A 20401-nucleotide genomic window follows, 5' to 3' on the forward strand; every position below is an offset into this window, starting at 1 on the left:
CGCGGGCGCCGACGCGCCCGCCACCGTTCTGTTGTGCCACGGTTTCACCGGAAATCCCTCCTCGATGCGACCGTGGGGCGATCACCTCCACGCCGCCGGATACAACGTGTTCTGCCCGAGACTCCCCGGTCACGGCACCCGTTGGCAGGACATGTCGCGCACTCGCTGGCAGGACTGGTACGGCGAACTGGACCGGGCCTTCGACGAGGCGCTCGCCACGGGTGTGCCCGTGTTCGCGGCCGGCCTGTCGATGGGCGGGACGCTGACGCTGCGGCTCGCGGAGGAGCGTGGCGACGAGTTGGCGGGACTCGTGCTGGTGAACCCGTCGGTGTTCAGCAAGAAGTTCGCCGTGAACTACCTCGTCCCCTTCATTCACCGATTCGTGGCGACCGTGCCCGGCATCGGAAGTGACATCGCCAAACCGGACGCCGTGGAGACGAGCTACAACAAGGTGCCGTTGCCCGCGTTGAACTCGCTGCGGCGGTTGTGGAAGCTCGTGCGCTCGGATCTGGCGCGCGTGGACGTCCCGGTGCGCGTGTACCGCAGCGCCGTCGATCACGTCGTCGAACCGGAGAACACCGCCCTGGTGCTCGCCTCGATCTCGTCGAAGGACGTCGTCGAGACGATCCTGCCGCGCAGCTTCCACGTCGCGACACTGGACCACGACGCGGATGTCATCTTCGACAACACGGTCGCGTTCATCAAGGAACGACTGACGAGCCTCCAGGCATCACAATGAGCACAAAGGACGACGAGCCGGATCGCGACCAACCCGACGACACGTCCGAGTCCGGCAAACCCGAACTTGACGCGGCCGAGGTGGACGAGCGCTTCGCGGCGATGATCGCCGACTTCAACGACTCGCCCGAGTGGCCCGATGCGGACGAGGAGGAGGACGACGAGCCGCCGCGAACGCGGGACGACTCGGCGGCCCGCCTCGCGCACCCGAGCCAGGATCCTTCCCTATTGGATCTGTGGGACGCGGATCTCGGCGAGGACGACGACGAGCCGGAGGAGAACTACGAGCCTCCGCCGCCCCCGCCGGTCCCCCGACCGTCGGCGCCCGCGATCCTCGGTGTGCTGCTGATCGTCGGCGGGTTGACGCTGTTCATCTCGCCGGAACTGCTCGACGTCGGCTCCGACCTCGGTCGGCTCACCGGCATGGCGGCGTTCATCGGTGGTGTGGCGATGCTGATCTGGCGGCTCCGCCCCGAACCCGAGGACGAGGACGACGACCCGGGCAACGGCGCCGTCGTCTGACGACCGCCCACGAGCGGTCGCAGGAGACGGCCACGGCCGACCTCGGAATAAGGCCGCGTCACGCCATCGTGAGAAGGTGATCGGTCGGCGCGTAGTCGATCTTCCAGTCCGCGAAGACGTCCACTGTGTCGTCGCGAGTACAGCGCAGGCCGATCGTGATCCAACGAACGGTGCCGTCGTCGCCCATCGTGAACGCGACGGCAACCTCGAAGTCCTCGCCGTCGCAGGTGAAGCACACGGCGGTGCCGGTGTCGGCCTCTTCCCAGAACTCGGCGCTGTCGGCGATGAACGCGCGAGCCTCGCAGCCGTGGCATTCCCGCGCCGCGACTCCTTCGACCTCGTCGAAGTCCAAGGCGAACGCCCGTCCCCCGCAAGCGGCGCACACCGACCCGGCGATCACCATCGGCCGGTCGTCGACCGCCGTCCGCAGGAACGAGGCCAGTTCCGGGGTGACGGCTTCGTCGACTCGATCGTCCGCATGCATGGCCGCATCGTCGCACACCCCCCGCGCAGGCCGATGTTGGCGAGGGGCCGGAACTTCCATCCCCGAGGACGACCCCGGCGCCCCCCCAAAAAAAAGAAAGAAGCGAACAACCAACGACCCAGTCTCGCCCCCTCTCTCCGCTTGGTTGGGCAAAAGTTCCGCTTGGTTGGCCAAATTGCGAAAACACGCCTGTTTCCGACATTTGCCCAACCAAGCCAGCCGTTTGACCAACCAAGCGGAACGTTCAGAACACGTTGGGAGTGGTGGCTCCGACTCGGCCGTTCCGGATGTTCCACTGCGGACGGTGTGCGTTGTCTGTGCGCCGCCTGTCGGGTGCCGTCCGTCGAACGCTGCCTGTCGGGTGCTGGCTGTCGACCAAAGGCTCTCTGCGGGAGCCGTATGCCGCCACTTCCAGGGAGCGAGGGCTCCGGCATCTGAGTGAGCCAGTGTTCGATCCCCACGGGGCATCGGACGGCTCAGCTATTCCCATGGCCCACTGCCGCGTGCGTCACCAGTGACGCCGATCACGATGACGTCGGAAGCGTCGGACGGCGGGCATAGGTTTCACGCCATGGGAAAGATGTCGTGGACGGCCAAGGAATGGGCCGTCGTCGCGGCCGCCGTGACCGTGGTGCTGTGGGCGTCGGCGTTCGTCGGAATCCGCATGGTCGGGGAGTCCTTCTCCCCCGGCGCGTTGACGCTCGGGCGGCTCGCCGTCGGCGCGCTCGTCCTCGGCGGAATGGCGTTGTTCGCGCGGGCGCCCATGCCTCGCGGGCGAGCGCTCGGCCTCATCGTCGTCTACGGCGTGCTGTGGTTCGGGGGCTACAACCTAGCGTTGAACGCCGCCGAACTGTACCTGGACGCGGGGACGGCGGCGCTCGTCGTCAACATCGGCCCCATCCTGATCGCCGTCCTGTCCGGACTGTTCCTGGCGGAGGGCTTCCCTCGTCCGCTCCTGATCGGTTGTGCCATCGCCTTTTCCGGTGTCGCGATCATCGCGGCGGGCGGCCGTTTCGGCGACATCAGCCTGACCGGCGTCGGCTTGGCGCTGCTCGCGGCGGTGCTGTACGCGGCGGGCGTCGTCGCCCAGAAGCCCGTCATCGACAAGGTCAACCCGATCCAGGCGACCTGGCTCGGCTGCGCGATCGGCGCGGTCGTGACCGTCCCGTTCGCGCCCCAACTGGTGACGGAACTGGCCGCCGCGCCGACCTCGGCCATCGCCGGGGTCGTCTACTTGGGAGTCTTCCCGACCGCGATCGCGTTCACGACGTGGGCTTACGCATTGCGGCGCACGTCGGCGGGCAAGCTCGGCGCGACGACGTTCCTCGTTCCCGCCGTCGCCGTGCTGCTCTCGTGGATCGCGATCGGCGAGGTTCCGTCCATCGTGGCGTTCGCGGGCGGCGTCGTCTGTCTCGTCGGTGTCGCCGTGACGCGCTGGAAGCCGCGCGCCACAACGCGACCGCCGCTGGAACCGGCCCCAACGCCGGTGTCCTAGCGCGATCCCTTTTCACCGCACCGCTCTTCGACCGGCGGTGTCCGGGGCGCGTGGATCCGAACGGACTTCGCCTCGCGGAACACCCGCCACCCACTACAAAACCGACAAGCCATCGGAACGCTAGGTGACGACTCTCCAATATTTCGATATCCTTCGATAGGGCGGAATCACGCGGAGGTTCGATGGCGACCTGCAACACCTGCGGCGATCAGATGCCGACCACTCAGTCCGGAACCATCTGCATGCTGTGCATCGCGAAGATCGTCAGTTGGAACGACTACGAATACGATGACGAGAACGATCCCGCCGTCAAGTGGGCCCGGGCAGAACTCGACAGGCCCGTCCAACCCGCGCGGAACGGGTGCGCCGTCGTCGCGCTCGCCCTCATGGCCGTCCCCGCCGTCCTCGCCGCCGTGGGAATCGGCATGGCGAACCTCATCGGTTGAGACCGATGCGGGCGCGGCAGACGAGCCGAACCTCCGTCGCGGTTCACCGACTGGGCGCCGACTGCCGGGGGCACGGCAGCGAGGAAGCCCCGGTTCCCTTATGGATCATATTGATGCTGAACCCGCGATTCGACTTATGGCACCTTCATGGCGGGCGATATTGCGTGGCGCGCCGCGTGTTCAGTATGGTCCTCGCACTCCATCGCGGATCAAACCGACGACGTGAAGGCGAGCCCGATGCCCAGCAGCTTCCTCATTCGATCTCGCAAGCGCGCCATCCTCGTGGCCGGTGTCGCCGCCCTCGTCGTGGCGACCACTTTGGGCTGGATCGGCACCCGACCGGAAGCGGTGGCCGAGGACATCGGAATCGATGCCGTGCCACCGCAACTGGCGATCAGCGGAAACTTCCCCGACCCGGACGTCAGCAAGTTCGGCGACAAGTACTACGCCTATTCGACCAACAGCGGCCGCAACGTGCCGGTGGCCACATCGGACAGCGCGACGGGCCCGTGGACGGTCACCGGCATCGATGCCCTGCCGAATCTCGGCGCGTGGGCGACACCGGGACGGACCTGGGCACCGGACGTCTCGCGCCGCCCCGACGGCAGCTACCTGCTGTACTACACGGCTCACAGCGTCAACCCGGACCGCCAGTGCATCGGAGCGGCCGTGGCCTCCGCGCCGACCGGACCGTTCGCGCCCGTCGGTTCCGGACCGCTCGTCTGCCCGGCCAACGAAGGCGGCGCCATCGACGCCTCGACCTTCAGCGAGGACGGTCGGCACTATCTGATCTACAAGACCGACGCCAACGCGATCGGCCAACCGCCCATCGTCTATCTACAGGAGACGAGCGCGAACGGGTTGAGCCTCATCGGTAATCGCGTCGCGATCCTTCGCAACGACCAGGCCGCCGAACGCGGCATCCTGGAGGCGCCGGTGCTCGTCAAGCAGGGCGGGCACTACGTGCTCTTCTACGCGGGTGGTGAGTACTGGAACGACAGCTACTTCACGAGTTACGCGACCTCGACGTCGCTGACGGGGGCTTATACGAAGGCGTACCGGCCACTCGTGACCGGAGCGAGCCTCGACGGCGCCGTCAACGGCCCGGGCGGCGCGGACGTCGTGCGTGGTGACGGCGGCGTCGATTCGATCTTCTTCCACGGCCATGTCGGAGGTGGGCGCAGCATGTACCGCGCCGATCTCGGTTGGGCCGGCGACTATCCCGTGGTGCGGGGCAGCCGGGTCCGATACGAGGCCGAACGCGGAACATTGAATCACTGCTCAGTACGCGGCAACGCGGCAGGGGCCTCCCAGGGACAGGTCGTGGCGTACATCGACTATGGAGACAGCTATGTGGACATCAGAGTGTTCACGCCGAGCGCGGGTGGTCACACGGTCGCCGTCGGGTTCGCGAACGGTTCGAGTGCCGGTGCCACGCATCGCCTGTCCGTCAACGGAACGAACGCCGGTGTGGTCACCTATCCGCACACGGGCTGGGACAACTGGAAGCAGGTCAACGTGAACGTCACCCTGTCCGCAGGCTGGAACACACTGCGATTCGCGCACGGTTCGGCGTTCACCGAGCTCGACTTCATCGAGGTGCGCTGAGTCGACGCGAACGGCCCGACGCGAGGTGCCGGGACTCTGTCGGTTCTCGACTGCTGAGGTCGAGGCGCGGGTACCGGTCGGGTGATTGCGCCCGAACCGGCTCGGATCGCCCGACACGACGGACCCGCCACGATGGTCGATCCACTCGGACGACGAGTTTCGATTCCCGTCGGCCAGTGTCCGCCCCTCGGCCTCGAACCGGCGGGCGAACCGGCGGACGCGACTCCGTGGCCCAGCGTTCGGCGGCGCGACCGCGGACGTCGAGAGAACGCGTGCGATCCGAGCTCACGGGGTGGCGTGTTTGCCGGTGGCGATGGCGATGCGGTTCCACGTGTTGATCACGAAGATCAGGTGCAGCAGGGCGCCGAGCTCCTCGTCGGTGAAGTGCTTCGCGGCCTCCGCGAACACGTCATCGGGAACGCCTCCCTGACTGACGAGGGTGACCTCCTCGGTCAGCTCCAGCGCGGCGAGTTCGGCGTCGGTGAAGACTCCGGCGGTCTCGCGCCAACCGGCCAGTACGTTGAGGCGCTTCTGCGGCACGCCGTTCTTCAGGGCTTCCGTGGAGTGCATGTCGAGGCAGTAGCCGCACCCGTTGATCTGGGAGGCGCGAATCTTGACGAGGTCGGCGAGTGTCTCGTCGACGCCCGCGGTGGCCGCCTTGTCGTATCGCAGCAGGGCGCTGAAGGCGTCCTTGGCGACGGTGGCGAGGTTCAGTCGAAGAGTTGTCGTGTTGTCCATGTGCCCAAGACTACGAGCGGGTTGACCAGGCGTAAGGTGCACTCACGTGGAGAAATCGTGGGTCAATTCGGCGGAGCGTGAGGGCAGTGACCTGCCGTTGCGCTTGACGGGCCCGGGAACACAACAGGAACGATTGAGCCGAGCACTGCGCGAGGCGATCCGCGATCGACGACTCGCGGCGGGTACGACCTTGCCTCCGTATCGTTCGCTGGCTGCGGATCTCGGTCTCGCCCGAAGCACCGTCTCGAACGCTTACTCGGAGTTGGTCGCCGAGGGGTGGTTGACCGCCCGCCAGGGTTCCGGCACGCGCGTCGCGGCCAGGCCCGAACCGGCCTCCCCGGCGGCAACGCGCGCTCGGCCGATTCCGGGCGTCGAGCCGATGAAACACGATCTGCGTCCCGGTAGGACGGACCCGGCGACGTTTCCACGCTCGGCATGGCTGGCGAGCGCTCGACGGGCGTTCGCAGCGGCCCCGCGTGACGCTTTCGGACCCGGTGATCCACGCGGCACGATCGAACTGCGCGAAGCGGTGGCGTCCTATGTGAGCAGAACACGCGCGGTTCGCGCGTCGGCGGAGAATGTCGTGGTGTGCGCGGGTTTCGGGCACGGCCTGCGCCTGCTGTTCGGCGGAGTGCTGCGCGGTCCGCTCGCGGTCGAGGCGTACGGGTTGTCGCAGCACTGGTCGTTCCTCGCCGAAGCCGGGGTCGCCACGCTGCCGATGGACATCGACGACGACGGCGCACGGGTCGACGACGTCGCGCCGTCGGCCCGGTCGATGCTGTTGACGCCCGCACACCAGTTTCCAACGGGCGGACCGCTGCTGCCGTCGCGCCGGACGGCCGCCGTCGAATGGGCGCGATCGGTTGGCGGCGTCGTCATCGAGGACGACTACGACGGCGAGTTCCGCTACGATCGTCGACCGATCGGGGCGTTGCAGGCGATGGACCCCGAGCACGTCGTCTACATCGGATCGGTGAGCAAGAGTCTCTCACCGGCGGTTCGGGTCGGGTGGATGGTGCTGCCGAGCCGACTCGTCGACGCGGTGTTGAACGTGAAGGGCGATTGGGAGGCGTGGACGCCGGTCCCGGAGCAGTTGATCCTGGCCGACATGTTCGACTCGGGCGTATATGACCGACACGTTCGCCGGATGCGTCAGCGATATCGACAGCGCCAACAGCTGCTCGTGTCGACGCTCGCGAGCAAAGCCCCGCACATCGAGTACACGGGGATCGCGGCGGGCATGCACGCCGTACTGCGACTGCCGACCGGCACGGAGTCCTCCACTGTCGAGGCGGCGAGGCGGAGCGGCCTTGGGCTGTACGGCCTCTCCCAGTTCCGGCATCCACAGGCGACGATGCCACATCGCGACGGTGTGCTCGTCGGTTACGCCGTCGCCGCACCGCATCGCTTCGAACCCGCCCTCGACGCGTTGATCGACGCCCTACCGACACCGTGATGCAATGCTTCGAGTTCCCTATCGAACCCGCGCCTCATCGACCAAGGGCACCCGAACATGACTGTGGAGGGTGACCGCGTCGCGATCACCCTCCATAAGGGCTTTCGTCAGGAGACCGGGGTGGCGACGGGTTCCGAGATCCAGTCGAGGATCGCGTCGAGGGGCTGCTGCCAGTTGGGGTCGTTCATGACGTCGTGTCCGATGCCCGGGAACAGCAGCGGCGCGCCCTGGTACGCCTGCGCGGCCCGGTCGAGGACCTTCGGGCCGGATTTCTTGTCATCGGGGCTGCCCGCGACGATGACCCGACACTCGCCGAGCGGCGACGCGGGCGCCTTCGTCAAACCCTTGGGAGCCAGGAGGATCGCACACACGGCCGGGTATCGAGTGATGGCGTGGGCGACCCACAGGGCACCGAGATCGTGTCCGATGAGGATGCACCGACTCGGGAGCGCGGCCGCCGCCTGAACGACGTCGTGCACCTTTCCGTCTCGACCGCCGTCGCCCTTGGGTGTTCCGCCCTGACCGCGCACGCTTACGGCGTGAGCGGCGTGACCACGCTGAGCGATGTGCGGCAACCAGTTCGCCGCGAAGACGGCTGCGCCCGCCGCGTCACCGGTGACGCACAGGACCGGGGCGGGCACCGCGTCGTCGGGGAGCTCGGGCGGGTCGGCCTCCACGGAGAGCAGTTCGCGTTTGACCGCCGTGATCGGGGCCTTACGGTAGCGACGCCTCCACAGTTCAAGGCTCACTGGGCACCTTCCGTTTCTTTGTCCAAGGTGTCGATGATCCGGGCGACCGAGTCGAGATAGCGTCCACTGGAGATCTCCAGGCGGTGCCGGTCCGAGTCGGTCATCGGCGTGACGGTGTACCGGGTGTCCGATTCGGACACGACCTGGCGGCGGAACTCCTTGGCACGCTCGGGATCGCTGCCACGCACCCGCAACCATTTCGCGATCGCGACGGTCTGCCAGTGGACGAGCGGGAACAAACCGGAGTCGGCCTGCAGCAACCCCGCGACGAACAACGTCTCCGACCCCGGGCTGAACATGTGCGCGAAGAGCTGTGGGAACACTTCGCCGCTCTTCATGCCGAGCAGTTCCGGATCGCAGAAGTCGAACCGGGGGCGGTATCCGGTCGCCATGACGACGAGATCGGGCTCGATCGTCGATTCGTCGGTGAAGACGACCTTGCGGCCGTCGAACCGCGCGATGTCGGGCTTCGGGGTGATCGCGCCATGGCCGATGTGGTGCAGGATGTGACTGTTGACGATCGGGTGCGACTGGTGCATCCGGTGGTCCGGCGCGGGAAGGCCGAAACGCTGCGGATCACCGACGACCCGACGGAGGATCGCCTCACGCGCTTTACGTTGCAGCCCACCGGGAAGCCACGACAGCTGGTGCGCGACGACGTCGGCGGGCTTCCCGAATACGTACTTCGGCGTGTACCAGTATCCCCGCCGCGTCGAGTGCCAGCAGGTGTCGGCGACGACGGCGGCCTCGCACGCGATGTCGCATCCGGAGTTGCCGGCCCCGACGACCAGGACCTTCCTGCCCCGGAAGCGGGCGCTGTCGCTGTACGCCGAGGAGTGCATGATCTCTCCCCGGAACTGCTGCTGACCCTCGAACTCCGGCAGGTACGGGTCCCAATTGTGGCCGTTGGCGATCACGACGGCGGCGTACCGGAGCCGCCGACCCGCGCTGCCAGAGGCGGATTTGATGATGACGTCGAAACGTCCCCGGTCGGCGGGCTCGATCCGCTCGATCTCGCTGCCGAACCAGATGTGCTCCCGCAGACCGAAATGATCCGCGTAGCGTTCCAAGTAGGACAGCACCTGGGTGTGGTGCGGATAGTCCGGCCAGTCGTCGGGCATCGGGAAGTCGGGCAGCTCCGACTGCGTTCGAGACGACACCAGATGCGTATTCACATACGTCGGACTATTGCGTTGCTTGATGTTCCAACCACCGCCGATCGCGGTGTCCTTCTCATAACAGTCCACATTAAAGCCATGTTCGCGCAAGTTCTTCAGCGCCAACAATCCTGATGCACCCGCACCAATAACACACACTGCGTCACCGCGATCGTACGCGGCATCTATGTCGTATTCCGACATTGACACATCCCTCTCCAGAACGGGGCACAGCAACAACCGAAGCCGCAGCGTACCGTTTCCCGAGCCACCCGCACCACCCCGCCGCCGATGCCCACCGTGATCACCCACCCACCGTCAGGTATCCGCGCATCGCGATGTGTGACGACGCGAGCGACCTGCGGCAGGCGCCCTCGAGGGGACCGGCCGAGTCGTTCCGAGACAAGGAATCGCGCGAATGCCGAAGCCCGCACGGCTCCCCGCGGGGCCGACGCCGACGAAGACCTTCACTCAACACCGAGTACGCGCGGCGAGTCCCGATCGACGACGCCAAAGCACCCGGCCGGGAACCCCACCGGCCCAACACACCGCCGCCCCCTCACGGTCCCAAGGGAACGACTGTTCAGCCGCCGCTTCAATCGGCTCCAACAGAACCACGCGGAGGGGACTCGGCCCGAGTCCGGCAGGTTTCGACGAACCGACGCGCTCGTTCCACCGAGCCGCAGCGGACTACGCGACAACAGCGTCGACGTACCACGCCGGGAGTAGAGACGACTACCGCCGCGGACGCATGCGGCCGCGCCGACGGGCGCCTACCGTGGAGCGGTGCACCACGACACCCGACACACCGGCCGCCGCGTCCTTCGCGCGTTCCTGCCGATCCCCATCGCGATGCTGCAACTCGGCGGCACGCGATTCATGTCGGCGTACGCCCCCAGACACGGGCAGAACCGCTGGTGGGACAACCACGACTGGTCACAGCTCCCCGGCCCGCCCGCCTGGGCCTACGCCATCGCCCTCATCGGCCCGATCGCCCTGTGGTGGGCACACCGCTATCCCCGCGCCGTCCTCGGCGTCACCATCGGAGCCGCCGCACTGTTCGCCGCCCTCGGCTATCCGACCGCCGCCACGCTGTGGTCCGTCATCGCCGCCGTCCTGATCTGGATCAAGCGAGTCCGCGCCGAACGCACCGCCGCCGCCCGGCAGGCCCGCGATGCCGAGGCNNCCCGGCGCGCCGGAGCCGAGCGCCTCCGCATCGCCCAGGAACTGCACGACGTCCTCGCCCACCACATCTCGCTCATCAACGTGCAGTCCGGTGTCGCGCTGCACCTCATCGACGAGAAACCCGAACAGACCCGAACCGCGCTCGCCGCCATCAAGGGCGCCAGCAAGGAGGCGCTCGCGGCGCTGCGCGGAGCGCTCGACACCCTCCGCGACGTCGGTGACTCCGCCCCGCGCCAACCGACGGCCGGTCTCGACCAGCTCGACACGCTCGTCCACAGCGTTCGGAGCGCGGGCCTCGCCGTCCGCGTCACCACCCACGGGACGCCCGCCGCGCTGACCCCGCAAACAGACCTGGCCGCGCTGCGAATCATCCAGGAGTCGCTCACGAACGTGCTGCGCCACGCCGAGGCGTCGAATGTCGACATCGAACTGTCCTACAGTGACGAATGGTTGGCGGTGACCGTCTCCGACGACGGTGCGGGCGGCATCCCGCTCCTCGGCAACGGCATCACGGGGATGACGGAACGCGCCACCGCGCTCGGCGGCGAACTCCACGCCGGACCGCGCACCGGCGGCGGCTTCACCGTCCGGGCACGCCTGCCGCTGTGACCGGTCTCCACACCACCAGCGGGAGGAACTCGATGACGTGGACGGACCTGGCTCCCGGCCGCCTCACGGTGGGAGCTTCCCTGCCCGGCCATCGATATAACGTGGTCCCGGTGACGACGATATCGGTGCTGCTCGCGGACGACCAGGCGCTCGTCCGCGCCGGATTCCGCGCTCTACTCGACTCGTGCGACGACATCACCGTCGTCGGAGAGGCCGCCAGCGGGACGGAAGCCGTCGACCTCGCGCGGCGACTGACACCCGACGTCGTGCTCATGGACATCCGCATGCCAGGCGGGGACGGTCTCGAAGCCGCCGCCGCCATGACCGCCGACCCGAAACTCGCCGAGACGAAGGTCGTCATCCTGACCACTTTCGACCTCGACGAATACGTCTTCGAGGCGCTGCGCTCCGGCGCGTCCGGATTCCTCGTCAAGGACACCGAACCCGCCGAACTGATCCGCGCCGTCCGCGTCGTCGCCGACGGCAACGCGCTCCTCTCACCAGGTGTGACGCGCAGCCTCATCGCCGAATACGCCCACCGCGCGAAGACCCCGGCCACACGCGGCGACGCCTCCGCGCTCACCGAACGCGAACGCGAGGTCGTGACACTCGCGGGCGGCGGACTGTCCAATGACGAGATCGCGGCCCGGCTGTACATGAGCCCCGCAACGGCGAAGACGCACATCTCGCGCGCCATGACGAAACTCGGCGCACGCGACCGCGCCCAGCTCGTCGTCTTCGCCTACGAATCGGGCCTCGTCCGTCCCGGATGGACTCCCTAGCGCCGCTCCCGCGTACGTCGGGCATCCCGGGTTAGTCCTTGGTGGACGCCGAAGCCGCGCCGGAGGTCGCGTCAACCGCGACGACCTCTCCGCGAGGGGTGCTCGGTGCTCCGAACCCCCGTCATCGACAGGGGCTCCTTCGCGCCGACTCCGTGAAAGCTCGACCCCCGGCGCACGCCGCGCAACCCGTCCCGCGCGTCTTCGGACATAGACGTGTGCTGTTCGACCATCGCGGCTACTCCGACGAGGTGACGCGGGCTCGGCACGCCTACTCCCGTGACGGTAGCGCCGAAGCCGCCCGCGAGCCGATGCGGCGGGAGTCGAATCCGGCGACGCTGGTGATGTCCAACCGGCACACCACGAAAGGACCGTCATGACCGACATCATCACCGAAGCCGTCATTGCCTCCAACCTGCACGAACACGGCCCCGGTTTCGGTGGAGGACCGTGGTTCCTGCTCATTCCACTGTTCTGGATCGCCGTCTTCGTCACCGTTGGGATCGTCTTCAAGCGACGGTTCCGCAACCACGGCGCCGTCGGTGTCCTGAGGGAGCGCTTCGCCCGCGGCGAAGTGTCCGAAGAGGAATACCGCGAGCGCCTCGAAGTGCTCCGCAAGCGATAGTCGGCCCACGGCGGGTGTCGTCACACGGCACCCGCCAACCATCATGAACCCCGCGACCTCCCAGGACCTCACCCGTTGGTTCGGGCGGGTTGGACCGCGTCAACGGTCTGGGCCAGAGAATGGACGACGCGACGGTCGACCAGCCCAAACCGAACCGGTGCCACCCCCGCACTCTCCGCCGAGCCCGGACGAACGGTGGATGCAAACCAGTAGAAACCAATTGCCCAGACCGCCCGAACTGTTCGAGGGCAACCGTGCCGCGCAGATGGCCCAACGTCGTCCGCGACGCCATCGATAGTCGATTGTGGCTGGTCGCTGCCGGTTGGCGCGGTTGATCACCTCGACCTCGTGAGCGAACCGGGCTTCTGACCGTCCAACTCGACAAGACGTGAACTCGGCCGTTCGGTGAACGGGCGCGATGACCACGCGGCATCTCCCCCACTCGTCGGATCGCCCAGGACTACGAGCCGAATCCCACTCCGACTCCCCCGACGTCTCTTTGCGACGATCGAACGTCCCTCGAGGTTATCGTCGAACCCCACGACGAAGGAGACACCGACATGACGACGCCGCTGTTCGAGTTCCCCGAAGACGACTGGACCCGCGCGCTCGCGATCGTCGCCCACCCCGACGACCTCGAATACGGGGCGGCCGGTGCGATCGCTCGATGGACCGCCCAAGGCAAGGACATCACCTACTACCTCGCCAGCAAGGGCGAAGCGGGCATGGACGACACACCGCCCGCCGAAGCCGGGCCGATCCGCGTCGCCGAGCAGATCGCGAGCGCCCGGATCGTCGGCGTCGACGTCGTGGAGTTCGGGGACCACCCCGACGGGCTCATCGAGCACAGCGTGGCGCTGCGCCGGGACCTCGCCGCCGCGATCCGACGGCACCAGCCCGAACTCGTCATCACGATCAACCACCACCCGACCTGGGGTCCGGGAGCGTTGAACATGGCCGACCACCGCAACGTCGGCAACGCGACCTTCGACGCCGTCCGGGACGCGGCGAACCGCTGGCTGTTCAGCGATCTCAGGCTGGAGCCGTGGTCGGGAGTGCGGAGGGTCGCCGTCGCCGGGTCCCCGGAGGCGACGCACGCCGTCGACATCACCGACACGCTCGACAAGTCGATCGCCTCGCTCAACGCCCACGAGGCGTATCTGGAGGCGCTCGGCGCGCACCCGATGGCGGAACCGTCGGAGTTTCTCCGAGCGCTCGCTTTGCAAACGGCCCAACGCTTCTCGGGCCGTCACGCGACGTCGTTCGAGGTCCTGTCGATGTGACGGGCGCGGCGTCCGACGCTGGGCAGGCGGCCCGCGTCACTCCGCGACGACGGATCAGGCGTGCGTGAGTTCCGGCTCGACCGCCTCGGGCTTGGCCGTGCGGGCCATCCGGCGCTCGAACCAGATCGACGTCAGCGGCGGGATGGCGCACGCGAGACCGAGCGCGACGGTCTTCAGCGACCACGAGTCGCGACGCGCGATCAGCAGCACGAGCCCGCAGTACGCGACGAACAGGGCGCCGTGGATGGGGCCGAAGATCTTCACGCCGAGGTCGTCGCCCACGACGATGTACTTGAAGAACATGCCGACGAGGAGCCCGATCCACGAGCACGCTTCAGCGATGGCGGTGATCTGGAACAAGCGGTTCAGGGTGAACACGGCGGCCTCTCCGTCGACGGCGACGACAATCCGCGCCAGTCTAGGCGGCCCCGTCCTCGGTCCTCCCCGGCCATGCCATGCCGGGGACGGCCATCACCTGGTCCAGGTGCTTGCGAGACGGTTGTGGCGTGGCGTGCGACCGACGACTGCCATTGGCGGCAGTGGTCACGGCAACGGGGCCGCGTCCAACAAAGGACGTGGCCCCACCGACTTCCTCACAGCCGGGCCACCCGGAAGGCTCGCGCTTCACCATGGGAGATGCGCGTCGGGTTCGGTCCAATTTCGACAGACTGCGGGTGAACTACTTCTGGACAGGAAGTCCCACCGATCACTGACGTAGCCCGCGACCACCTTCCCCTCCCCACCGTTGATGAGGAAGACAGTCGAGTCACCATCCGAGTCACCCCTCGTCACGACGAGGCGATCGTAGTGGTCTCGAATATCCAGATGGTCCACACTGGAGAACACGACGTCGACTCGGTGAGGCGACACATGATCGACGACGCTGGTGAACTTCAACGCCGAATGGGACAGCGAGTAGTGCCACAGCTTGAAGGGGCGATCCCACCTGACCAACTCGTCCACCTCACGCCTCCAACGCCGAGGGCTCACGAGGTTCATCGGGATCATCCTCAATCCACGCCATCGACTCAGCCCACACTTCGCCATCATTCACTCGAAACACCCGAACACCCGGATCCGGATCTCCTCCGCCTTCAATGGACAGCGAGGTCATTCTCACGTCCATTCTGATCTTCGATACTCCATAGAACGCGACTGACACCCGACGAGGCGACGCATCCTCGACGAACGAATCGAGCAACAACGACCGACTCCCAATCGTCATGTGATACAACCGAAACGGCCGATGCCACTCCATGGTCCCTCTTCCTGTCTCCTGAACTGCCTACCGCAGATCGTGTGGTGACGGACTATTCGAGGGCGAGCACGACTGCCTGTTCACCCTTCATCGGGAAGTGAGACTCAGATGTCGACGGTCCAGGTGTAGACGGACGTGGCGTAGGAGAAGGCGAAGATGGCCTGATCGCCGACTACGGCGGCGGAGACTTCTCTGATGGACGCGGGGTGCTTCATGATCGGCTCGCGGGTGGCGACGTTCCAGATGTGCACGATGCCGTCCATGCCCAACGTCATGGCTATAAGGACGTCGTTCACCGCGACCACCGCGACCTTCGTGACAAAGCCGCCATGCTCGTCGTAGGTGCCATACCGGCGGCCGTCGCTGAACATGACGTCGACGCCTGTTTCTTCATCCGCGACGATCACGACCGCGCCGTCCTCGACGTTGACCGCGTCCGCGTACGGAGTCGGATACAGGCCCCCGGAGGCCTCCGAGATGATCCATTCACGACGAAGGTCACCGCCCTGGACCGAATGCACTCGACCGAAGGCTTCCTTGTCACCATTGACAACCGTGATCACGATCGCAGGCGAGCCCTCGTCGTCCATCGCCTCGACATCGAGAACATACCCATCCAGGATGGACCATTCGGAGACGATCTCACCTGTCAAGTCCCACACGACCATCCGGGAGGTGAGGTCCATGTCAGACTCGGCCGCCACCAGAACGAGCTCGTCACCGATCCGAGAGAAATCCGCCTCAGCGACGTCATCGACGTCGAACGCGGTCAGCTCGACACAGTCGGTCGCGTTCCACAGGAACACCCGTTCCCAGTCGGCCGAGGCGACGAGCGGGCCATCCTCTGTGAGAACCGAGTCCAGAATGACGGACCCGGACTCAGATCCAGTGAAGGCGCAGCGCTTCTCCCCGGTTTCGGCGTCCGAGACGAGGAGGGTGGTATCCATGGCACTCGACACAATGGCCGCTCGCCCGTCGATCTCGATGACGTCAAGGGAATAGATGTCGCTGGCGTGCGCGACGGCCGCCATCGGTTCGGGGAACTCGGGTACCGGGCCGTCCGCGAGAGTCGGGGGTGCTGCGACATCCTCAATGGTGGGTGATACTTCGGGAGCGGACTCCCATGGACGCCACACCGCGACTCCGACGCTCGCGAGCGCGAGTACTGCGACGAGCGCGACGGCGAGGATCCGAGTCGATCCTTCGGATTGCTTCTTCGGTGGGGGAACGGTTCGAGGTTCTTCAATCACCGGCGAATCGTAACGATCGTTCGATGATGGACAGTCATCGATTCGTCCACAGTTGTCACCTGATCGGACCGTATACGGGGTCACGCGGACGCGCGTACTCCCGTCGAGGCTGGCCGATGACTTGGTGGTCAGCTGTTCTTGTGGTCAGACGATGCGGAGTTCGCTCGGTGGTGTGAACGCCTCAGCGGGTGGCCTCGGGGTCGTCGGCGTCATGGTGAGTCTACCGAGGACGGAGGCGGCATCGGCGCCCGTGACGGATTCGATCACGCCGGGGATTCCGTGCCAGCTGAGGTATCCGAGGACGGCGAAGGCGTACGCCTCCTTCTCGTCGACGCCGATCCCGAATTCGTCGATCGTGGACAAGGTGCGGCCTTCGTCCAGGTGGTGCCGCAACCGGGCCATCAGGGTCGAGTTGTGGGTGCCGCCGCCGGACGCGATGAGCGCCGACACGTCATGCTGGTCCGATTCCCGGGCGATCGTGACCGCTGCGAGCTCCGTGACCGTCGCGATGACGTCCGCCGGACGCCCGGCGGCCGGCGAGGTCGAGATGTGAGCGGTCAGATAGGCGTCGTTGAACAGTTCCTTGCCGGTCGACTTCGGCGCGGGACGGTTGTAATACGGTTCGGACAACAACAGCCGCAGCAGATCCGCGTCAACGGTGCCGGCCGCCGCGACGGCGCCGTCGCGATCGAACGGGTCACCGAGCAGGGCCAGACTCGCGGCGTCGATGAGGGCGTTCGCGGGGCCGACGTCATAGCCGAGAATGGGACCGTCCGGGGGAATGACGGTCAGATTCGCGATACCGCCGAGATTCAGCGCGGCACGCGGTTCGTCCGTGCGGGGCAGGAGCAGCGCGTCGAAGATCGGCACGAGCGGCGCGCCCTGACCGCCCGCCGCGATGTCCGCCGAACGCAGGTCGGACAGCACGGGCGTGTTGGTCGCCTCCGCGATCCACGCGGGTTGCCCCAGTTGCAGTGTGCCGAGCGCGCGACCGTCTTCCACCCAGTGGAACACAGTCTGTCCATGAGAGACGATGAGGTCGGCTTGGCCGTCCGCGTGCTCCGCGATGGCGCGCTTCGCGGCGTCGGCGAAGGCCTGCCCGAGCGCCGTGTCGAGTTCGGTGATCGCCGCGACCGTCGTCGAGCGCGGTGGCAGCACGCTGGTCACGAGGTCGCGCACCCGATCCGGATGCGGGAGCGTGAACGCGCCCAGGGGACGCAGCGTCAGGGTGTCGCCGTCCCGGTCGATGTCGGCGCTCGCCACGTCGATGCCGTCATATGAGGTGCCCGACATGATTCCAATGATCCGCACCCGTCTATCGTGCCCTGCCGACGCCGCGAGGTCACGGACCGGGCATGATCGACGCTCCCGTGTCCCCACCGACGAAGGAGCGACCCTTGATCAAGCACGCGACGGCGAGCGTTTTCGTGTTCCATCACGACGCGGACGCCGGGTGGCGGGCGGGGCTCGTGTGGCATCCCCTCTTCAACGTGTGGATCATGCCGGGCGGGCATGTCGAGGACGACGAGAATCAGGCGGAGGCGGCGCTGCGGGAGGCGGCCGAGGAGACGGGGTTGTCGGACGTCCGGCTGTTGCCTTCGGCGGCGCCCTTGAAGCTCGACGGGGCGACGATCGTTCCTACTCCGCGGTGGATAGTGGAGCATGTCATCCCGGGCGACAACCATCTGCGCGAGCGTCACGTCCACATTGATCACAAGTATGTCGGGGTCAGTGACACGGGCGTGTCGACGACCGAGCCCGCGCACCCCTTCCGTTGGTGCACAGCCGTTGAGCTCGCGGACCTGCCGATGTTCGACGACGTCCGTGCCGCGCTGACGACGCTCTTCGACATCGTGCCGCAGCACCACACCATGGTGGACGGATGATGGCGACCGTTTCAGGTCGCGTCATCGATGTCGAAACGACCGTCCACGGTGATGGGTAGCGGGTGAGCACCGAACTGACGTCGACCCCGGCCGACCGAATCTCCTCGGCCGCGAGTCGAGCCGCCAAGCTGGGCATGTTCTTCACCTACGCCCGACCGGACGGCGACGGTTGGCTACCGATGTCACGGCTGTACGAGGTCGACACTGTCGACGGACTCCTCACGAAGGTCGCCGCGAACCTGAGCTGCGAACCGAGAGTGGCCGCTTCGCTGGTGTACCAGGGCTTCGCGTCGCGGCTGTTGTCGCCGCAGCTGGGTTGCGTCGCGGCCGACGCGTGCGCACCCGCCGTCACGGCGGAAAATCTACTGTGGCGTATCCCGGCCGACGAGATGCTTCGACTGGCGTGGGTGAACGGGCCGGGGATCGCCGGGGGGCGCCCCGCCGTACTGCGGCACGTCATCGCCGCCGCCTTCCGCGAACATCTGGACCCGCTCGCGAACGCCCTGACCTCGCGGCACCGGCTCGCGGCCGGACTGCTGCGCGGGAACGCCGCCGCCGCGATCGTCTCGGGGTTGCGCCTCGCAGCGCCGCTGTCCGGTATGGAATGGCGGGTGCTCGCCGACGTCGCCTTGGGCACGCCGGAGCTGGCGGACACGGGCGAGTGGGCGTCGACCGGCTTCCGGCGCCGCAGCTGCTGCCTGTACTACCGCGTCCCCGGAGGCGGCCTGTGCGGTGACTGCCCGTTGCCGCGCCCGCCCCGGCGTCCGTGACATCGCGACGTTCGCGAAGGCGGCGGCGCGTCGATCCCGTTGCGACGGTCCGCGGCGTTAGCGTGGGCGGGTCGATACGAACGAACGGGGAAACGGGTGCGGCACACGGAGACCGTCGAGGTCCGCGGGCACATTCTCGACTCGGGGCTGTTCGCCCGGGTCTTGGACGACGTGCTCGAATACGGGGGCGACTATCGGATCGACCGGCTCGACGTCGGACGGACCCACACCGATGAGTCCTATGTGAAGTTGACGGTCTCGGCCGACGAGACCGAACAACTCGAGCGGATCCTGATGCGGCTGCAAACCCACGGCGCCAATCAGATCGACCCCGGTACCGCCACCGTTCGGGCCGCGACCGCCGACGGGGTGTTCCCCGACGACTTCTATTCGACGACCAATCTCGACACTCGGGTCCGGCTCGGAGATACGTGGGTGTGGGTAGCCAACCCGGAGATGGACTGCGGGATCGTCGTCGACGCCGATGGGGCGCGGACGATCCCGGTGTCGGACGTCCACGCCGGGGACATGGTCGTGTGCGGCGCGGACGGAGTGAAGGTGGTTCCGTTGCCGTCGCGGGTTCGCGAGGACCCGAACGAGCCGAACTTCGAGTTCATGTCGTCCGAGGTGTCGAGCGAGAAGCCGCAGGCGTTGCTGGTGCGGCAGGTCGCCGACCAGATGCGGCAGGTTCGGCAGCGCGGGCACAAGATCCTGTGGGTCGGCGGCCCCGCGATCGTGCACACCGGCGCCGCTCCGGCGTTGGTCGCGCTCATCGAGAACGGTTTCGTCGACGTGCTGTTCGCGGGGAACGCCCTGGCGACGCACGACATCGAGGCCGCCCTGTTCGGGACCTCCCTCGGGGTCGACCTCGATCGTGGGCACGGGGTGCCGCACGGCCACGAGCACCACATTCGGGCGATCAACCGGGTTCGGGCCTGCGGTTCGATCGCGGGCGCCGTCGAGCGTGGGGTGTTGCGATCCGGCGTCATGCACGCGATGGTGACGCACGGGAAGGAGTTCGTTCTCGTCGGTTCGGTGCGCGACGACGGGCCGCTGCCGGACGTGCACACGGATGTCATCGAGGGTCAGCGGGCGATGCGGGCGGCGCTCCCCGGCGTCGGTTTCGTCATCATGATGGCGACGATGCTCCATTCGATCGCGACGGGCAACATGCTGCCCGCGAGCATCCCTCTGGTGAGTGTGGACATCAATCCGGCGACGGTGACGAAGCTCGCCGATCGGGGCAGCGCGCATGCGACGGGCGTCATCACCGATATCGGCCTGTTCTGCGAACAACTCGCGTCGGAACTCGTCGTGGGCTACAAGCGGGGGTGACGGTCCTCTCCGACCGAAGCGGAGATCG

General features: G+C 67.1%; 22 protein-coding genes and 1 pseudogene. 15 read left to right on the top strand and 8 right to left on the bottom strand.

The window, feature by feature from the left end; translation table 11 throughout:
* Nucleotides 1-28: 28 nt before the first annotated feature.
* Entirely contained in the window at nt 29-739 is a 711-nt protein-coding gene (locus tag ACM9NP_RS06620; RefSeq protein WP_415645786.1) for an alpha/beta hydrolase, read from the top strand.
* The gene (locus tag ACM9NP_RS06625) at nt 736-1260 is read left to right on the top strand and encodes a hypothetical protein (protein WP_415645708.1); all 525 of its coding nucleotides are present in this window, start codon (nt 736-738) and stop codon (nt 1258-1260) included. Before ACM9NP_RS06620 ends, ACM9NP_RS06625 begins: the two co-directional genes overlap by 4 nt.
* 58 nt (nt 1261-1318) lie before the next feature.
* Here the strand turns inward: ACM9NP_RS06625 and ACM9NP_RS06630 are convergent, their stop codons facing one another.
* Nucleotides 1319-1744, bottom strand: coding sequence for a hypothetical protein (locus tag ACM9NP_RS06630; RefSeq protein WP_415645709.1), 426 nt, complete (start codon nt 1742-1744; stop codon nt 1319-1321).
* A 571-nt stretch (nt 1745-2315) separates the two neighbouring features.
* Here ACM9NP_RS06630 and ACM9NP_RS06635 point away from each other — a divergent pair.
* The 3 genes from ACM9NP_RS06635 to ACM9NP_RS06645 all read left to right on the top strand — a co-directional run bounded on the left by ACM9NP_RS06635 (nt 2316) and on the right by ACM9NP_RS06645 (nt 5293).
* Nucleotides 2316-3239: a DMT family transporter gene (locus ACM9NP_RS06635; protein WP_415645710.1), complete on the top strand. Its 924-nt coding sequence runs from the start codon at nt 2316-2318 to the stop codon at nt 3237-3239.
* Nucleotides 3240-3421: 182 nt separating this feature from the next.
* Complete coding sequence (locus ACM9NP_RS06640) at nt 3422-3685, top strand: hypothetical protein (RefSeq protein WP_415645711.1); 264 nt, start codon at nt 3422-3424, stop codon at nt 3683-3685.
* A gap of 237 nt (nt 3686-3922) precedes the next feature.
* Complete coding sequence (locus ACM9NP_RS06645; RefSeq protein ID WP_415645712.1) at nt 3923-5293, top strand: family 43 glycosylhydrolase; 1371 nt, start codon at nt 3923-3925, stop codon at nt 5291-5293.
* Between the two features lie 285 nt (nt 5294-5578).
* Here the strand turns inward: ACM9NP_RS06645 and ACM9NP_RS06650 are convergent, their stop codons facing one another.
* The gene (locus ACM9NP_RS06650) at nt 5579-6031 is read right to left on the bottom strand and encodes a carboxymuconolactone decarboxylase family protein (protein ID WP_415645713.1); all 453 of its coding nucleotides are present in this window, start codon (nt 6029-6031) and stop codon (nt 5579-5581) included.
* A 46-nt stretch (nt 6032-6077) separates the two neighbouring features.
* On the opposite strand from ACM9NP_RS06650, the gene pdxR reads away from it, so the two are divergent.
* On the top strand, nt 6078-7487 hold the full coding sequence (gene pdxR, locus ACM9NP_RS06655) for a MocR-like pyridoxine biosynthesis transcription factor PdxR (protein WP_415645714.1): 1410 nt from the start codon (nt 6078-6080) through the stop codon (nt 7485-7487).
* 107 nt (nt 7488-7594) lie between these two features.
* On the opposite strand, the gene ACM9NP_RS06660 is transcribed toward pdxR, so the two are convergent.
* On the bottom strand, nt 7595-8236 hold the full coding sequence (locus tag ACM9NP_RS06660; RefSeq protein ID WP_415645715.1) for an alpha/beta hydrolase: 642 nt from the start codon (nt 8234-8236) through the stop codon (nt 7595-7597).
* Complete coding sequence (locus ACM9NP_RS06665; RefSeq protein WP_415645716.1) at nt 8233-9597, bottom strand: flavin-containing monooxygenase; 1365 nt, start codon at nt 9595-9597, stop codon at nt 8233-8235. Before ACM9NP_RS06665 ends, ACM9NP_RS06660 begins: the two co-directional genes overlap by 4 nt.
* A gap of 582 nt (nt 9598-10179) precedes the next feature.
* On the opposite strand from ACM9NP_RS06665, the pseudogene ACM9NP_RS06670 reads away from it, so the two are divergent.
* The 6 genes and pseudogenes from ACM9NP_RS06670 to ACM9NP_RS06695 all read left to right on the top strand — a co-directional run.
* Nucleotides 10180-10577, top strand: a pseudogene (locus ACM9NP_RS06670) (hypothetical protein); the annotation flags it as partial.
* A 31-nt stretch (nt 10578-10608) separates the two neighbouring features.
* Nucleotides 10609-11187 carry a sensor histidine kinase gene (locus tag ACM9NP_RS06675; protein WP_415645787.1) on the top strand — a complete coding sequence of 193 codons (579 nt, stop codon included), beginning with the start codon at nt 10609-10611 and terminating at the stop codon, nt 11185-11187.
* A gap of 110 nt (nt 11188-11297) precedes the next feature.
* Nucleotides 11298-11969, top strand: a complete 672-nt coding sequence (locus ACM9NP_RS06680; RefSeq protein WP_415645717.1) for a response regulator — start codon at nt 11298-11300, stop codon at nt 11967-11969.
* Between the two features lie 152 nt (nt 11970-12121).
* Complete coding sequence (locus ACM9NP_RS06685; protein WP_415645718.1) at nt 12122-12346, top strand: hypothetical protein; 225 nt, start codon at nt 12122-12124, stop codon at nt 12344-12346.
* Nucleotides 12343-12591 carry an SHOCT domain-containing protein gene (locus ACM9NP_RS06690; RefSeq protein WP_415645719.1) on the top strand — a complete coding sequence of 83 codons (249 nt, stop codon included), beginning with the start codon at nt 12343-12345 and terminating at the stop codon, nt 12589-12591. Before ACM9NP_RS06685 ends, ACM9NP_RS06690 begins: the two co-directional genes overlap by 4 nt.
* 560 nt (nt 12592-13151) lie before the next feature.
* Nucleotides 13152-13874, top strand: coding sequence for a PIG-L deacetylase family protein (locus ACM9NP_RS06695; protein ID WP_415645720.1), 723 nt, complete (start codon nt 13152-13154; stop codon nt 13872-13874).
* Between the two features lie 54 nt (nt 13875-13928).
* On the opposite strand, the gene ACM9NP_RS06700 is transcribed toward ACM9NP_RS06695, so the two are convergent.
* From ACM9NP_RS06700 to ACM9NP_RS06715, 4 genes are all read right to left on the bottom strand, one after another.
* The gene (locus tag ACM9NP_RS06700) at nt 13929-14252 is read right to left on the bottom strand and encodes a DUF3817 domain-containing protein (protein WP_415645721.1); all 324 of its coding nucleotides are present in this window, start codon (nt 14250-14252) and stop codon (nt 13929-13931) included.
* A 246-nt stretch (nt 14253-14498) separates the two neighbouring features.
* Entirely contained in the window at nt 14499-14837 is a 339-nt protein-coding gene (locus ACM9NP_RS06705) for a hypothetical protein (protein ID WP_415645722.1), read from the bottom strand.
* Between the two features lie 399 nt (nt 14838-15236).
* Nucleotides 15237-16382, bottom strand: coding sequence for a WD40 repeat domain-containing protein (locus tag ACM9NP_RS06710; protein WP_415645723.1), 1146 nt, complete (start codon nt 16380-16382; stop codon nt 15237-15239).
* 144 nt (nt 16383-16526) lie between these two features.
* Nucleotides 16527-17693 carry an anhydro-N-acetylmuramic acid kinase gene (locus tag ACM9NP_RS06715; protein ID WP_415645724.1) on the bottom strand — a complete coding sequence of 389 codons (1167 nt, stop codon included), beginning with the start codon at nt 17691-17693 and terminating at the stop codon, nt 16527-16529.
* Nucleotides 17694-17737: 44 nt separating this feature from the next.
* Between ACM9NP_RS06715 and ACM9NP_RS06720 the strand changes: the two genes are divergently transcribed.
* From ACM9NP_RS06720 to ACM9NP_RS06730, 3 genes are all read left to right on the top strand, one after another.
* Complete coding sequence (locus ACM9NP_RS06720) at nt 17738-18268, top strand: NUDIX domain-containing protein (protein WP_415645725.1); 531 nt, start codon at nt 17738-17740, stop codon at nt 18266-18268.
* A gap of 62 nt (nt 18269-18330) precedes the next feature.
* On the top strand, nt 18331-19038 hold the full coding sequence (locus ACM9NP_RS06725; protein WP_415645726.1) for a (2Fe-2S)-binding protein: 708 nt from the start codon (nt 18331-18333) through the stop codon (nt 19036-19038).
* Nucleotides 19039-19134: 96 nt separating this feature from the next.
* On the top strand, nt 19135-20373 hold the full coding sequence (locus tag ACM9NP_RS06730; RefSeq protein ID WP_415645727.1) for an ornithine cyclodeaminase, nickel-pincer nucleotide-dependent: 1239 nt from the start codon (nt 19135-19137) through the stop codon (nt 20371-20373).
* Nucleotides 20374-20401: the final 28 nt, after the last annotated feature.

Origin of the sequence: Stackebrandtia soli, assembly GCF_965137155.1 — a bacterium.
Classification (GTDB): Bacteria; Actinomycetota; Actinomycetes; order Mycobacteriales; family Micromonosporaceae; genus Stackebrandtia; species Stackebrandtia soli.

Coding starts and splice junctions, on each gene's coding strand:
- ACM9NP_RS06625 (WP_415645708.1), top strand. CDS start 736: ATGAGCACAAAGGACGACGAGCCGGATCGCGACCAACCCGACGACACG.
- ACM9NP_RS06630 (WP_415645709.1), bottom strand. CDS start 1,744: ATGCATGCGGACGATCGAGTCGACGAAGCCGTCACCCCGGAACTGGCC.
- ACM9NP_RS06635 (WP_415645710.1), top strand. CDS start 2,316: ATGGGAAAGATGTCGTGGACGGCCAAGGAATGGGCCGTCGTCGCGGCC.
- ACM9NP_RS06640 (WP_415645711.1), top strand. CDS start 3,422: ATGGCGACCTGCAACACCTGCGGCGATCAGATGCCGACCACTCAGTCC.
- ACM9NP_RS06645 (WP_415645712.1), top strand. CDS start 3,923: ATGCCCAGCAGCTTCCTCATTCGATCTCGCAAGCGCGCCATCCTCGTG.
- ACM9NP_RS06650 (WP_415645713.1), bottom strand. CDS start 6,031: ATGGACAACACGACAACTCTTCGACTGAACCTCGCCACCGTCGCCAAG.
- ACM9NP_RS06665 (WP_415645716.1), bottom strand. CDS start 9,597: ATGTCGGAATACGACATAGATGCCGCGTACGATCGCGGTGACGCAGTG.
- ACM9NP_RS06690 (WP_415645719.1), top strand. CDS start 12,343: ATGACCGACATCATCACCGAAGCCGTCATTGCCTCCAACCTGCACGAA.
- ACM9NP_RS06695 (WP_415645720.1), top strand. CDS start 13,152: ATGACGACGCCGCTGTTCGAGTTCCCCGAAGACGACTGGACCCGCGCG.
- ACM9NP_RS06720 (WP_415645725.1), top strand. CDS start 17,738: ATGATCGACGCTCCCGTGTCCCCACCGACGAAGGAGCGACCCTTGATC.